The organism is Pseudomonas sp. Sample_14 (genome assembly GCF_004307515.1).
Lineage (GTDB): Bacteria > Pseudomonadota > Gammaproteobacteria > Pseudomonadales > Pseudomonadaceae > Aquipseudomonas > Aquipseudomonas atacamensis.
Map to the genome: position 1 here is coordinate 45,796 of NZ_RCOC01000093.1, position 14,277 is coordinate 60,072.

The window sequence follows — 14,277 nt, forward strand, 5'->3', positions numbered from 1 at the left end:
TACTCCCCGGCCATATGACCAATTCGACTAACTACAAGGACTCGCCCATGAAAGCGTTCGGCAAAATCCTGGGTCTGGTACTTCTCGGGCTGTTGCTGATCATTGTGGCGGCAGGCTTTGCCCTGACCCACCTCTTCGATCCCAACGACTATAAAGACGAGATCCGCCAGATTGCCCGCGACAAGGCCCACATCGAGCTGACGCTCAATGGCGATATCGGCTGGAGCCTGTTCCCGTGGCTCGGCCTGGAATTGCACGAAGCCAGCGTCGCCACCCTGGCCAAACCTGCCGAACCGTTTGCCGACTTGCAGATGCTCGGCCTGTCCGTGCGCGTGCTGCCGCTGTTGCGCCGCGAAGTGCAGATGAGTGACGTGCGCGTCGAAGGCCTCAACCTGCGCCTGAACCGTGACAAGAACGGCCACGGCAACTGGGAAGACATCGGCAAGGTGCCTGTGGCGCCGGGGGCGACTCCACCGGCCACAGCGGGCGCGACCGCCAGCGAGCCGACCCTCGCCGTGGAAAAACCGGCGCAACCGATCCGCCTCGACATCGACAGCCTGACCGTCAACAACGCCCGCGTTGAATACACCGATGAGCTGACCGGCAAGCAGTTCAGTGCCGAAAGCATTCAGTTGAGCACCGGCCCGGTACACGATTCGACCAATATCCCGGTGAAAGCCACCGCGTTCCTTGGCACCAACCAACCGGTACTGCGCGTGCGCACCGAGCTCAACGGCGAGCTGCGCTTCGAGCGCGCCTTGCAGCGTTACAAGTTCGAAGACCTGAAGCTGACCGGCGAGCTCGCTGGCGATCCGCTGCAAGGCAAAACCATGACCTTCTCTGCTCAGGGCCAGTTATTGCTGGACAAGGCAGCGAACGTCGCCGAATGGACCGGCATCAAGATTTCCGCCAACCAGTTGCGCGCATTGGGCGAGCTGAAAGCCAACGACCTCGACAAGACGCCACAGATCAGCGGCGGCATTTCCATTGCCCAGTTCGATCTGGCGAAATTCGTCGACAGCATCGGCCAGACACTGCCGGCGATGGGCGAAGGCAGCCTGAGCAAGGTCGAACTGGTCAGCCGCGTTGCTGCCACTCCGACCAGCCTGTCGTTCGACAACATCAACCTGAAACTCGATGACAGCAGCTTCAGCGGCCGCATCGCCATCGAGGACTTCGCCAAACAGTCGCTGCGCGCGATTCTCAAGGCCGACACGTTCAACGTCGACCGCTACCTGCCACCGAAATCGGCTCAGGCCAATAGCGCGACGCAGACGCGTCAGGCCGAAGTCGCCAGCACCGAGGCCGGCGCCGTCGCAGGCACCACGCCGCTGCCGGACAAACCGAGCAAAACCGCCTGGAGCACCGAGCGTCTGCTGCCGGTCGAACGCCTGGCCAAACTCGACGTGGACGCCGATCTGACTTTCGGCCAACTGACCCTCGACAAACTGCCGATCCAGAACGCCGCGCTCAAAGCCACCGGCCAGGGCGGCCTGCTGACGCTGACTAACCTGAGCGGTGATCTGTACAACGGCGGCTTCGTCGCCAACGGCACACTCGACGTGCGCCCAAGCGCGCCGGTACTGAACCTGCAGACCCGGCTCAATCGCGTCCCGGCGGAAAAAATTATCGAAAGCCAAGGCAAGAATCCGCCGGTCAAAGGTCTGGTAACGCTGACCAGCAGCCTCACCGGCAGCGGCAACAGCCAACAGGCGTTGATCGATACGCTGAACGGCAACGCCAGTTTCGTCATCAACAACGGCGTGCTGCTCAACGCCAACCTTGAACAGCAATTGTGCAAAGGCATCGCCACCCTCAATCGCAAATCCCTCAGCGGCGAGCCACGGGGCAAGGACACGCCGTTCGAAGAGCTCAAGGGCAACCTGACCGTGCGCAACGGCGTCGCCAGCAACCCCGACCTGAAAGTGCGCATCCCCGGCATGACGGTCAACGGTGACGGCGACATCGACCTGCGCGTGCTCGGCATGGATTACCGCGTCGGCATCATCGTCGAGGGCGACACCAGCGCCATGCCCGACCCGGCCTGTCAGGTCGGCGAGAAGTTCGTCGGCATCGAGTGGCCACTGCGCTGCCGTGGCCCGCTGGAACTGGGCGCCAAGGCCTGCCGCGTCGACAATGACCGTCTCGGTCAGGTCGCCAGCAAGATGGCTGGCAACAAGCTCAGCGAGAAAATCGACGAAAAACTGGGCGATAAAGTCAGCCCGGAATTGAAAGACGCGTTGAAGGGGCTGTTCAAGCGATGACAGCAGAGCAATTTTCCACGGCGGTGCTGGAGTGGTTCGACCGCCATGGCCGCCACGATTTGCCGTGGCAGCAGGACATCAATCCATATCGGGTCTGGGTGTCCGAGATCATGTTGCAGCAGACCCAGGTCAGCACCGTGCTCAATTACTTCGAACGCTTCATGGCGGCGCTGCCAACCGTCGATGCGCTGGCCGCAGCGCCGGAAGACGAGGTGCTGCACCTGTGGACCGGGCTGGGTTACTACACTCGCGCACGCAACCTGCAGAAGACCGCGAAGATCGTCGTCAGCCAGTACGCTGGCGAATTCCCGCGCGACGTGGAAAAACTCACCGAGCTGCCGGGCATCGGCCTGTCCACCGCCGGGGCGATCGCCAGCATCAGCATGGGCCTGCGCGCGCCGATCCTCGATGGCAACGTCAAACGCGTGCTGGCGCGCTTCACCGCGCAAGAGGGCTACCCCGGCGAACCGAAGGTGGCCAAACAACTCTGGGCCAACGCCGAGCGCTTCACCCCGCACGATCGGGTCAACGCCTACACCCAGGCGATGATGGATCTTGGCGCCACACTCTGCACGCGCAGCAAGCCGAGCTGTCTGCTGTGCCCGCTCAAGCGTGGCTGTGAAGCGCACATGCTTGGCCTGGAAACCCGTTATCCGATTCCCAAGCCGCGCAAGGCCATCCCGCAGAAACGCACGCTGATGCCAATGCTGGCCAACGGCGAAGGTGCGATTCTGCTTTATCGCCGCCCGTCGACGGGACTGTGGGGCGGTTTGTGGAGCCTGCCGGAACTGGACGACCTGGAAGATCTGCAACATCTGGCCGATCAGCACTCGCTGACCATGGGCCAGCAGCAGGCGCTGCCGAGCCTGGTTCACACCTTCAGCCATTTCCAGTTGTCCATCGAACCGTGGCTGGTTCAGGTACAGGAAGCCAGCCATCACGTGGCCGAGGCCGACTGGCTCTGGTATAACCTCGCCACCCCGCCGCGCCTGGGCCTTGCTGCCCCGGTCAAGACCTTGCTTGAGCGCGCGGCCGCCGTCTTGAATGCAGGAGAATCGACATGACCCGCACCGTAATGTGCCGCAAGTACAAAGAAGAACTGCCCGCGCTGGAACGCGCCCCTTTCCCGGGTGCCAAGGGCCAGGACATTTTCGACCACGTCTCGGCCAAGGCCTGGGCCGACTGGCAGAAACACCAGACCCTGCTGATCAACGAAAAGCGCCTGAACATGATGAACGCCGAAGATCGCAAATACCTGCAGGGCGAAATGGACAAGTACTTCTCCGGCGAGGAATACGCCAAGGCCGAAGGCTACGTGCCGCCAGCCGAATAACCGGTATATTTCGTAAGCGACGGAATTAATTTAAGAAATTTTCAAAAAGTCGTTGACGTAAATCCGAAAAACCCTTTTAATGCGCCCCGTTGCCCAGATAGCTCAGTCGGTAGAGCAGGGGATTGAAAATCCCCGTGTCGGCGGTTCGATTCCGTCTCTGGGCACCAAATACCGAAAACCCTGAATCGCAAGATTCAGGGTTTTTTTTATGCCTGCGATTTGATCCACCTCCCCTCTTCCCCCTTCGATACACCCCTGCATTCCAGCTGTACTGGAAAAAAACCGAAATCTGTATCTCTCCGCGCAGATGGCGTTTCGCCAATACTTTGCGCAAGCCTTGGCGAGCCAATGACTGGCTCTACTTTGCGCCCCGCAACACTCTGGACTCCTGTAGCCCTCAGAGCGCAAAACCTGATTTTTTGAATCGATCGGCGTCGCCCGCAAGGTCACTTCCTGTCCAGCGAAAAATCTGAACCCAACCCACAGGCGAACTGCAGTTAGTGCTTTTCAAACATTCCAGGATGAATGCTGGCGCCCCCGTGCGCCCGGCAAAAGAGCGAAACGGACGACGTATGATCAAGCAACTTATCAATGAAGACAGTTATGTGCAGATCGGCGATCTTTGCAGCGCAACGATCCAGCTGAAAATCGAAGGACTGAATCCTGCCGGCTCCATCAAGCTGAAGACCGCGCACGCGCTGATCACTGATCTTGAAGTCCGCGGACTGATCAACCACAAGACCCGCCTTATCGAATCCTCGTCGGGGAATCTGGGCGTTGCGCTGGCCATGGTCTGCGCCGCCAAGGGTTACCAGTTCGTTTGCGTAATCGACCCGAATATTTCCGCGCCGAACCGCAAGCTGATTCAAGCCCTGGGCGCGCAAATGCTCATGGTCGATCAACGCGACGAGAACGGCGGATATCTGAATTCGCGGATTCGTCTGATCGAGCAACTGGTCGCTGACAACGCCGACTACATCTGGCTCAACCAGTACAAGAATCCGACCAACCCCCTCGCCCACTATCAAGCGACTGCCAGGTCCATCGCGCGCAAGTTTCCCCAGGTGGATTACCTGTTCGTCGGCGCGGGTACCACCGGCACGCTGATGGGCTGCAAGAACTACTTCGCCGAACATCATCCGCAGACCAAAGTCATTGCCGTCGATACCGTCGGCTCGGTGACGTTCGGCCTGCCGGGCGGTACGCGCCATATTCCGGGGCTCGGCACCAGCCGCCTGCCGGAGATATTCGAGTCGTCGGGCATTCACGACTTCCTGTCGATTCCCGAGGAACAGACGATCAAGGTCTGCCGTTGGCTGGCGCAACGCTACGGCCTGCTCTTCGGCGGCTCCACCGGCACTGTGCTCGCCGGCATCCGCCAGTGGGCGCCGCATATCCGGCCCGACGATGTCGTGGTGGCGATCTCCCCCGACATGGGTGAGCGCTATCTCGAAACCATCTATTCCGACGACTGGGTCACCCAGCGGATCGGCGCAACCGCACTGCAGCCCCTCTTCCCTGAAATCGCTCTGGCACTCTCGGCGTAATTCTCATGACCACACAGAATCCGATCCAGCCGTTCCACGTCATCCCCGGCGCTGTCGTCAAAGACATCCTCAACGGGCTGCGGCATGCAACCATCGACATGGTGGCGCAGACCTACCTGACCCACGAGCGTGGCGAAACCGTTAACCCCGACAGTTATTTCCTGCGTTTCCCTGCGCAACCGGCGAACCGGATCATTGCGCTGCCGGCGGCCATCGTCGACAGCGAGGGCGATCAATCCGTCTCCGGAATCAAGTGGATTGCCAGTTATCCCGACAACATCAAGTCAGGCATTCCGCGCGCATCTGCCGTGCTGATTCTCAACGACCCGCAGACCGGTTATCCCTACGCCCTGCTCGAAGGTGCACTGATCAGCGCCGTGCGCACGGCGGCGTCGGCGGTATTGGGTGCCTGGTGGCTGAATGGCCAGAATCGCCACGCGGCGACACTGTCGATCATTGGTGGCGGGGTAATCTCAAGAAATATCCTCGAGACTTTCGTCGCCGACGACTGGTCCTTCGACAGCGTGGGCATTCACGATCTCAACGCGGAATCGGCGCAAGCCCTCGCGGAATTTGGTGAACAACTGGGCCTGCCGGATGTACGCCTGCTGTCGCTCGAAGAAGCACTGACTGCCGACATCGTGGTGTTCGCCACCAGCGCGGGCGAGCCGTACGTAAAAGGCCAGGGCACGTTCCGCCCGGGGCAGATTGTTCTGAACATCTCGCTGCGGGATATCGGCGCCGAAATCATCGAGGAAAGTTACAACTACTTCGACGACATCACCCATTGCCTGAAGGCCAATACCTCACCGCATCTGGCCGAGCAGCAATATGGCCATCGCGACTTTGTCACCGGCACAGTGGCGCAGCTGATTCGCGGTGACCTGCATGTCGCCCAGGACAAACCGCTGATCTATTCGCCATTCGGCATGGGCATTCTCGATCTCGCGATTGGCCGGATGATCCACGACATTGCGGTGGCGGCCGGTACGGCAATTGTCATCCCGTCATTTTTTGGCGAGGAGCGCAGATGGTGAAGGCCCCTGTACACATCGGCCTGGTCGGCTGCGGTTCGCGCGGATTGTCGATATTCGAGCGCCTGTTGAGCCGCGCCGAGGAACGCCCGCAACAACCGATGGTCATCGACATCTTCGAGCCCAACGTGCTCGGCAGCGGCGCGCACTGGCCCGATCAACCGGACTACCTGTTGCTCAACACCGTCGCCGGTCAGCTCGGGGTATTTCCCGACGCAGCAGCGTTCGGTGATCTGACCGACGCCCGGGAACGGCCAGGGCCGGACTTTCTCGCGTGGTGCCGAGCACAGCGCGTCAAGGTTGACCCCGACAGCGGCCTGCTCGCCGCCGACGGTCGCGACGTCGAGCCGGAGGATTTTCTGCCACGGCACCTGCTCGGCGCTTATCTGGCCGACGCCTTCACGCGGATCCTCACGACCGCCCCCGCCTGGGTAACGGTCAATCTGCATCGGCATCAGGTCACGGCGGTCGAGCGCAACGAGAATCAGCAATACCTTCTGCTAACCGCCGACGGCGCTGCGGTGACGGTGGATCGTCTGGTGCTGACCGTTGGCCACACCGGACGCCTGCGCCTGGCGGGGCAGAACCGGGTCGACAACGTTTACCCGCTGCCGGGCAGCCTCACCACCGTCGAGCCCGGCGAAACGGTGTTGATCGAAGGGTTGGGCCTGGGCGCCATGGACACCCTGGCAGCGCTGACGGCTGGCAGAGGCGGGATCTACAAACCCATGGCTGATGGCAGTCACACTTACCAGCCGTCGGGTCAGGAGCCGGTGATCTTCATTCAGTCGCGGGACGGGCTGCCTTTTCGCACGCGTCCCAACGGTTTGATCGGCTGCCCACGCCATAACGCCGTGTTGCTGACCAGCGAGCGCATCGAGTCGTTGCGGGTCAACGCGCACAACCGCCGGCTGGATTTCGAACGGGACATTCTGCCGCTGATGCTGCTGGAGATGCGTGCCGCTGCGGTCGCCGTTCTGCATAAACCCTCAGCGCCACAACAGCTGCTTGAGCAGCTCAGAACCGTCAGCGTTGCCGGCCCAGCAGGTGTTGTCGCCTGCGAAGCTTTGCTGCGCGAGTTCGAAGCGATTGCCGGGGCAATCAATCCGCTGGAGCTGATCTGCCACGCACTGCCCGACAGCGTGACGCCGTACAACTATCACGCGTGGATTTACGACACCCTCGAAGCCGACTTGCATGAAGCACGCCTGGGACGCGCCGCGTCGCCGATCAAAGCCGCCATCGAAGTCTGGCGCGACTTGCGTGACCGGCTGCGTGAGGCGGTGGATTTCGACGGGCTCACCGAAGATTCGCATCGGCAGTTCTATGGCCGTTGGCACAAAGCGATCAATCGTCTGGTCGCCGGCCCGCAGAAGGAGCGCCACGCCGATCTGCTCGCGCTGTGTGATGCCGGTTTGCTGACCTTCCTCAAGCCGGGCTCACGCCCGGCTATCGAACACTTCAAGCGCGTCGCCGGTTACGTCCAGAGCAGCGGCGTCACCCACAGCGACTGCGCGCCGGTGCGTGATCTCGCGCGCCTGGGCCTTGTGCGTCCGCGCACCGATGTGCCGGGCATCGACGGCATCGATGTCGACGCGGCGTGCAACCCGAGGTCGAACAGCGGTGAAGCGGTGCATGACATCTGGGTGCTGGGACCGCTCGCCGAAGGCTCTTGTTATTACAACCACTACGTCACCTCGGCGGGCGCACCTTCGCGGCTGTTCATGGACGCCCATCGAGTCGCCACCGCCATCCTTGAGACAGGAACTCGCGCATGAAACTCTACTATCAGACGCATTCGCCGTACGCCCGCAAGGTACTGGTGCTGGCTCACGAACTTGGCATCGCATCGAGCCTTGAGGTGATACATCACGAGACCAGCCCGACTTCACCGAACGCGACCATTTACCAGGCCAACCCCTTGGGTAAAGTGCCGGTGCTGATGCTGCCCGACGACAGTGCACTGTTCGATTCCATCGTAATTTGCGAATACCTCGATGACCTGAGCGGTGGTGGAAAATTCATCCCGGCCAGCGGCCCCGAGCGCTACAAGGCGCTACGCCTGCAGGCATTGGCGCAGGGCATGTGCGACGTCGGCATCAAGCTGCGCTGGGAAGTCGAGCGGCGTCCCGAGGCTTTGCGCTATCCGGCGTACGCGGACGGCCAGGCTTACAAACTCAAGGAGGCGTATCGCTTCATCGAAGAGCATGTCGACCTCACTGGCCCGATCACCGTCGGCCACATCGCCTTGGCGACGGCCCTGGACTGGATCGCTTTCCGTCAACTCTCGGACTTCTCGGCGCAGGCTCGCCTGAGCGAGTGGTATCAGACGTTCTGCCAGCGCGCGTCCATGCGGGCGACCGAGTACAGCGGACAGACGCACGATTAAGCCAAGGAAACCGCTATGAGCTCTCTCTTGCTGCAAATGTCACCGATCGCGCTGGTGATCGCGCTGATCCTGATCCTCCGGCGTCCGCCGGTACAAGCGGCGCTGGCCGGTGTCGTGCTGGTGCTGGTGCTGTGGGCGCTGGGCGCTGCCGGGCCGGTGTCGGCGGCGATCTCCTCGGCGATTTTTCAGGACACCACGATCCTGTTTCTCAGCACCGCGTGCGTCATCGTCCCGGGGCTGGCCTTCGTCATTCTGGTCGAGCGCGGCGGCGCGCCACAGGCCATCGGCGCGTGGGTCAAGGAACTCGGCTGGACACCCCCCGCGCAGGTGATTTTCATCGTGCTGGGCCTGGCACCGCTGCTGGAAGCGATGACCGGCTTCGGCGTTTCGCTGATCGCCACGGTGCCGCTGCTGATGGGGCTTTTCACTCGCCAGTCGGGGATGAAAATCGCCCTCGCCGGCATGGTCATCATGCCGTGGGGCACACTGGGTCTGGCAACGGTGATCGGTGCCTTGCTGGCGCATTTGCCGGCGCAAACCCTCGGTAGCCATTCGGCGCTGATCAGCGCGCCGGTGTTCCTCTGCCTGGCGTCGCTGGCCTTGTGGCAGGCCGGCATCCGCAAGATGACAGCGTGGCTGGGGTTGCTTGTCGTGACGGCCCTGTTCGTTGCCGTGCTGTTTGGCGTCAACCTGTGGCTCGGCCCGGAAGTCTCCGGTGTGCTGGCCGGGTTGGCCGTGGCTTGCGTTGGCCTGGGCATCTCCTGGGCGCAACGGAAAAAACTGGTGCGCTGGCCGAGCGCGGCATGGCCTTATCTGGCCTTGCTGGGAGTGATTGTGGCGTCGCGCGGACTGTTCGTGCTGTCGGGCTGGGATGGCCTGTGGGTTGTCAGGGGCGAACACGTTTCATGGAAGCCGCTGGCGTCTCCAGGGCTGGCGCTGCTGATCGTGACCGTGCTGATGGCGTTCAGGCAAACCGCGGGCGCGGGTTTCCCGTGGCAAGCGCTGTTCAACCGGGCGAAGTTTCCGGTCACGACAATCTTCCTGTTCCTGCTGCTCTCCCAGGTGATGGTCAACGCCGGATTCCTCGTCGAGGCGCAAAGCGCGTTGCAATCCATGTCGGGTATTTCGCTGGCGCCGACGATCGCCCTGCTGGCGGGGATTGCCGGTTATGTCACCGGCTCCAACGTCGGCGGCAACACGCTGGTGATGCCGTCCATTGCCGCGCTGAGCAGCGAACACGGGGCGTGGCTGGCGGCAATGGTCAACAGCGCCGCCGGCCATGGCGCACTTGGCTCGCTGTCGATCCTGTCATTGATCACCGGACTTGCCGGTGCCAACCGCCAGGAAGAAAACAGCCTGATCCGTTTCGCCTTCGGTCTGGTGGCGCTGAACATCGTCATAGTTGCTGCAACGGGGATCGTTTTGCTCTACTTTCTGTGAATTGTTTCGAATCATCACAGAGAACTTATGGACAGGTTTGATTTGCCGGACAAGCGCTGGCGGATAGTCAAGGACTGGATTATTCGCCAGATCGACAGCGGTGACCTGGCGGCCGAAGCGAAACTGCCGTCAATCCGCGTTCTGGCGCGGATGTTCGAGACCAGCATCACCACGGTGCAGCGGGCGCTGGCCGATCTCGAGGCCGACGCCTACGTGACGACGGTGCCGCGCGTCGGCTACTTCGTCTCGGCGTCAGGGCGGGCAAAACCGTCCGGCGCTTTCGATTTCTCCAGTGTCACCGTCAACGTCAATCATGCGGTGGTCGCGATGCTCTCCGAAGCAGCGTCGCGCACCACTGCATCGCTGAATTCGGCGGTTCTGCACAGCGATCTCACGCCCAACGTGTTGCTCAACAAATGCCTCTCGGTGCTGGCCGCCAGGACTGACAACGCGCTGAGCGGTCTGGTCGCGCCACCCGGCCTGCCAGCGCTGCGACGGCGCATCGCCGGGCTGATGCTGACCCGCGGTGTAGTCTGCGGGCCGGACGATATTCTGGTGACGTCGGGCGACACCATCGCTCTCGAACTGGCCCTGGAAGCCGTCGCGTCGAAAGGCGCTACAGTCGCCATCGAAACCCCGACCTATTACGGCATCCTGCAGACCATCGAACGCCTGGGCATGCGCGCCCTGCCGATCCGCACCGACGGCCGCACGGGGCTGGATGTCGATCATCTGGAAGAAGCGCTGAAACAGAAAAAAGTCGCAGTGATCTTTCTCAACCCGACGCTGCAGAATCCGCGTGGCTTCATCATGCCCGACGAAGCGCGCGCGAGACTTTCAAGGATCGCCCGGGAAGCGGATGTGCCGATCATCGAAGACGACATCTTCTTCGACCTAGTGCCCGAAGCTGATCGGCCGCGCGCCCTCAAGAGCTACGACAGCAGCGGCCAGACAATCTACTGCTCGTCGTTTTCGAAAACCATCGCGCCGGGTTATCGCGTCGGCTGGTGTCTGGCCGGCAAATACCGCAATGCCATCCTCGCGCAGATGTTTTCGCGCAACCTGGCCGTTTCCAGCCTGGCGCAAAATGTTCTCAATGAATTCATCGGCCGTGGCTACATGGACGAGCACTGCGCCAGATTGAGGTCGCAACTCTCTTCGCTGGCGAGTTTTGTCGAAGCGCTGGTGCGCACGGATTTCCCGACCGGCACTCTCTACGTCCCACCGCGCGGCGGCTTCATCCACTGGATCGAAATGCCGGCACACACCGACATGCCGACGCTGCAGCAATTGGCCACGGAGCGTGGTTGCCACGTGGCTGGCAGCGGCATCTTTTTCGCCGACGGCCAGGCTTCCACAGGCGTGCGCATCTGCCTCGGCACTGCGCTGACGCCGGCGGTGATCGGCATTCTCAAGGTGATCGCTGAATGCGCCCATCTTGCCGCACGCCCGACGAGCCTGCGGCAGATGCCGACTGAACAATTGCAAGAGCCGGCAGTTTCCTGACCGGCTCACGCGAGCCTCGCTTATGAATCAGAAAAGAACCCGTATTCGCTTGCCGCATCCCCCGCCGTATCGCCCGAGCCGCTGGACGTTCTGGCTTACCGTGCTCGCTGGGGTGCTGATTGCCTTAGCCGTGTGTCTTTCGATCTACATGCTTATCGAAAGCTGGATCAGCGGTTCCATCACCACCAACAATCGCGGACCGCGCAGCACCTACACCTTGGCACTGCAACCCCGGCGATATTGGTTCGAGTTCGTCTGGCAGAGCTTCTGGACCGCGTTCATGTTGGCCATCGGTGTGTTCGGGCTGTGGATTTATCGCAAAGGGCGGGTGCGTGAGCAGAGGCCGAAGGGCAAGCGCTCGCGATGATGCAACTGGGGCGTTTTTTGAAGCAGCCTCTTACCTGCCTGTTCTTTCATTCCAGCGCAACACCAGATCGCTCACCGCAGCGCCGCCAACTCTGCGGCGATTGACTGGGCAAAAGTACGAAATGGACTACGGACATTTACCCTGTTACGCGCCTTCCGGTGGCAAAGTCCTGCAACGCCTGTCCCACCCTTCCTTCCGAACTCGCAGGTTCGCCCGACATACCTGCGCCGCCTTCCCCGGCATGCTTGCGTCTCTGTTTCCAGAATGCGGAAGACCCGATGAGCCAGCTCAAACCTGCTGATACGCAAGACCATAAAATCGATTCACTGCTGGGCGAACTGGGCGAGCTGATTCGCCAGGCGCGGCAAAAAGTGCTACGCGCGGTCGATACGATTCAGGTGCAGACCTGTGGGCAAATCGGCCGGCATATCGTCGAGTTTGAACAACAGGGAGCCCAACGTGCGGGATATGGGAAAAAATTGATTGGCCTACTGGCTAAGGATCTGACCGGGCAATTCGGGAAAGGGTTTGATGAAACCAATTTGTGGAAGATGCGCCTGTTTTATCAAAAATTTCCAATTCGAGACGCACTGCGTCCCGAATTGAGCTGGACCCACTACCGCCGCCTGCTACGCGTCGAAAGCGAGAAAGCGCGCCTGTGGTACATGAACGAATGCGCCGACCTCAACTGGTCAAGCCGCGCCCTTGATCGTCAGATCCTGACGCTCTACTACGAGCGCCTGCTGATGAGTCAGGACAAAGCCGAGGTGGTCGAGGAAGCCACGACCAACATCGACGCGATGAAATGCAATCCGCGGGAATTCATTCGCGATCCGGTCATGCTCGAATTCCTCGGCCTGCCCTCGGCAGGCAAAGTCAGGGAAAGCGGACTCGAACAAGCACTCATCGACCACTTGCAAAGCTTTCTGCTTGAACTTGGCAAAGGCTTTTCCTTTGTCGCCCGCCAACAACGCATCAGCACTGACGGCGTCGACCTCTATATCGATCTGGTGTTCTACAACTACCTGCTCAAGTGCTTCGTGATCATCGACCTGAAACGCGGCAAGCTCAGCGCCCGCGATGTCGGGCAGATGGACATGTATGTGCGCATGTACGACGAGCTCAAGCGCAGCGAAGGTGACAAGCCAACCGTCGGTATCATTCTGAGCGCGGAAAGCAATGACTCGGTGGCGCGCTATTCCATGCTCAAAGGCAATGAGCAACTGTTCGCCAGCAGCTACAAGACGATACTGCCGAGCGAAGAAGAGTTACGTGCTGAACTCAACCGCGAACAGGCATTGATCGAAGAACGCATGCTCATTCAATCCAGTGAATGAACCGGCCGGATTGTTCTTGATCAGCGCGGCGACTATGGTTGGCACCTAACCGCCGAGGTCAAGCGCCATGGGCAGCAAGCCCCCATTCGAGTTGGAAGACGCAGAGTTGAGCCAACCAGTTTTGACTGCATCTGAAGGCACGTCCTTCAAGGAAACTGCCGACGACGGCTACGCACTCGGCGGCTTCACCTGGCGCCACAGTTCGCCCGATCCTCAGCGCCCGGTGGTCATCATCAACGCCGCCACCTCGGTGCGCTGTCGGCACTATTCACGGTTCGCGGCCTACCTGTTCAGCCATGGCTGCGATGTGATGACCTACGATTACCGGGGCATTGGCGAATCACGCAGCGAGTCGATCAAAGGGCTGCGCGCTTCGTGGACTGACTGGGGCGCGCTGGATTTCGAAGCGATGCTCAAACGCGCGCAGCAGGAGTTTCCCGGTCAGCCAATCGATGTGGTTGGCCACAGCTTCGGTGGTTGCGCGGCGGGCTTGGCGGAGTCGGGCAAAGTGATCCGACGGTTGGTAACCGTCGGTGCGCAGTTCGCTTATTGGCGCGATTACGCCCCTGAACAGCGCTGGCGGATGTTCGGCAAGTGGCATGTAGTCATGCCTTTGATGGCGCTGCTCTGCGGCTATTTCCCCGGCAAACGGCTAGGTTGGCTGGAGGACACGCCAACCGCCGTAGTCCGCGACTGGAGCACGCCCACCGCACGTTACGAGCAACGCCCAAGCGGTCGCGCACTGATGAAAAAGGCGGGCGCCCTGCCCTTCGATGGCGTCCGCGCGCAGACCCTCGCCATCAGCCTCAGCGATGATCCTTACGGAACGATCCCGGCGATCGAACGCCTGCTCGGCTACTTCAGCAACGCGGCAAAAACCCATCTGCGCATTGCGCCGCAGGACATCGGCGAACGACAAGTCGGACATTTCGGCTTTTTTCGCAGCGCATACCAAGCCACACTATGGCCCATTGCTCTGACCTGGCTGCAGACCGGCGCACTGGCCGCCGATACACCCGGCCGACAAGTGCCACGCAGCTGAGCCCCTCTCAACGCACGA

General features: G+C 61.2%; 12 protein-coding genes and 1 tRNA gene. All 13 read left to right on the top strand.

The features are described 5' to 3' along the window. Positions 1 to 47: 47 nt before the first annotated feature. The 13 genes from D8U61_RS22545 (at position 48) to D8U61_RS22600 (ending at position 14,259) form a co-directional block, all read left to right on the top strand. A complete protein-coding gene (locus D8U61_RS22545; protein ID WP_130927689.1) occupies positions 48 to 2,264 on the top strand; it encodes an AsmA family protein in 2,217 nt (738 codons plus the stop codon). After that, on the top strand, positions 2,261 to 3,328 hold the full coding sequence (mutY, locus tag D8U61_RS22550) for an A/G-specific adenine glycosylase (RefSeq protein WP_130927690.1): 1,068 nt from the start codon (positions 2,261 to 2,263) through the stop codon (positions 3,326 to 3,328). Before D8U61_RS22545 ends, mutY begins: the two co-directional genes overlap by 4 nt. After that, a complete protein-coding gene (locus D8U61_RS22555; protein ID WP_016772129.1) occupies positions 3,325 to 3,597 on the top strand; it encodes an oxidative damage protection protein in 273 nt (90 codons plus the stop codon). Before mutY ends, D8U61_RS22555 begins: the two co-directional genes overlap by 4 nt. Positions 3,598 to 3,688: 91 nt before the next feature. After that, positions 3,689 to 3,764: transfer RNA gene (locus tag D8U61_RS22560), tRNA-Phe, on the top strand. Between the two features lie 405 nt (positions 3,765 to 4,169). Next, entirely contained in the window at positions 4,170 to 5,144 is a 975-nt protein-coding gene (gene sbnA, locus D8U61_RS28125; protein WP_083387082.1) for a 2,3-diaminopropionate biosynthesis protein SbnA, read from the top strand. A 5-nt stretch (positions 5,145 to 5,149) separates the two neighbouring features. Continuing rightward, positions 5,150 to 6,181 (top strand): 2,3-diaminopropionate biosynthesis protein SbnB, encoded by a 1,032-nt coding sequence (gene sbnB, locus D8U61_RS28130; protein WP_241663650.1) that lies wholly within the window; start codon positions 5,150 to 5,152, stop codon positions 6,179 to 6,181. After that, positions 6,175 to 7,956, top strand: coding sequence for an FAD/NAD(P)-binding domain-containing protein (locus D8U61_RS22570; protein ID WP_130927691.1), 1,782 nt, complete (start codon positions 6,175 to 6,177; stop codon positions 7,954 to 7,956). The genes sbnB and D8U61_RS22570 overlap by 7 nt, the downstream gene beginning before the upstream one ends. Continuing rightward, on the top strand, positions 7,953 to 8,567 hold the full coding sequence (locus tag D8U61_RS22575) for a glutathione S-transferase (protein ID WP_130927692.1): 615 nt from the start codon (positions 7,953 to 7,955) through the stop codon (positions 8,565 to 8,567). The genes D8U61_RS22570 and D8U61_RS22575 overlap by 4 nt, the downstream gene beginning before the upstream one ends. Before the next feature lie 15 nt (positions 8,568 to 8,582). Then, entirely contained in the window at positions 8,583 to 10,007 is a 1,425-nt protein-coding gene (locus D8U61_RS22580) for an L-lactate permease (protein ID WP_130927693.1), read from the top strand. Positions 10,008 to 10,034: 27 nt separating this feature from the next. Next, positions 10,035 to 11,513 carry a PLP-dependent aminotransferase family protein gene (locus D8U61_RS22585; RefSeq protein ID WP_130927694.1) on the top strand — a complete coding sequence of 493 codons (1,479 nt, stop codon included), beginning with the start codon at positions 10,035 to 10,037 and terminating at the stop codon, positions 11,511 to 11,513. 22 nt (positions 11,514 to 11,535) lie between these two features. Further along, a complete protein-coding gene (locus D8U61_RS22590) occupies positions 11,536 to 11,880 on the top strand; it encodes a hypothetical protein (RefSeq protein WP_130927695.1) in 345 nt (114 codons plus the stop codon). 278 nt (positions 11,881 to 12,158) lie between these two features. Further along, entirely contained in the window at positions 12,159 to 13,217 is a 1,059-nt protein-coding gene (locus D8U61_RS22595) for a PDDEXK nuclease domain-containing protein (RefSeq protein WP_130927726.1), read from the top strand. A 67-nt stretch (positions 13,218 to 13,284) separates the two neighbouring features. Then, on the top strand, positions 13,285 to 14,259 hold the full coding sequence (locus D8U61_RS22600) for an alpha/beta fold hydrolase (RefSeq protein WP_125925798.1): 975 nt from the start codon (positions 13,285 to 13,287) through the stop codon (positions 14,257 to 14,259). Positions 14,260 to 14,277 lie beyond the last annotated feature (18 nt).

Bases quoted from the DNA above. Each gene is read 5' to 3' on its own strand.
- D8U61_RS22545 (WP_130927689.1), top strand. From the start codon at position 48: ATGAAAGCGTTCGGCAAAATCCTGGGTCTGGTACTTCTCGGGCTGTTG.
- mutY (WP_130927690.1), top strand. From the start codon at position 2,261: ATGACAGCAGAGCAATTTTCCACGGCGGTGCTGGAGTGGTTCGACCGC.
- D8U61_RS22555 (WP_016772129.1), top strand. From the start codon at position 3,325: ATGACCCGCACCGTAATGTGCCGCAAGTACAAAGAAGAACTGCCCGCG.
- sbnA (WP_083387082.1), top strand. From the start codon at position 4,170: ATGATCAAGCAACTTATCAATGAAGACAGTTATGTGCAGATCGGCGAT.
- sbnB (WP_241663650.1), top strand. From the start codon at position 5,150: ATGACCACACAGAATCCGATCCAGCCGTTCCACGTCATCCCCGGCGCT.
- D8U61_RS22570 (WP_130927691.1), top strand. From the start codon at position 6,175: ATGGTGAAGGCCCCTGTACACATCGGCCTGGTCGGCTGCGGTTCGCGC.
- D8U61_RS22575 (WP_130927692.1), top strand. From the start codon at position 7,953: ATGAAACTCTACTATCAGACGCATTCGCCGTACGCCCGCAAGGTACTG.
- D8U61_RS22580 (WP_130927693.1), top strand. From the start codon at position 8,583: ATGAGCTCTCTCTTGCTGCAAATGTCACCGATCGCGCTGGTGATCGCG.
- D8U61_RS22585 (WP_130927694.1), top strand. From the start codon at position 10,035: ATGGACAGGTTTGATTTGCCGGACAAGCGCTGGCGGATAGTCAAGGAC.
- D8U61_RS22590 (WP_130927695.1), top strand. From the start codon at position 11,536: ATGAATCAGAAAAGAACCCGTATTCGCTTGCCGCATCCCCCGCCGTAT.
- D8U61_RS22595 (WP_130927726.1), top strand. From the start codon at position 12,159: ATGAGCCAGCTCAAACCTGCTGATACGCAAGACCATAAAATCGATTCA.
- D8U61_RS22600 (WP_125925798.1), top strand. From the start codon at position 13,285: ATGGGCAGCAAGCCCCCATTCGAGTTGGAAGACGCAGAGTTGAGCCAA.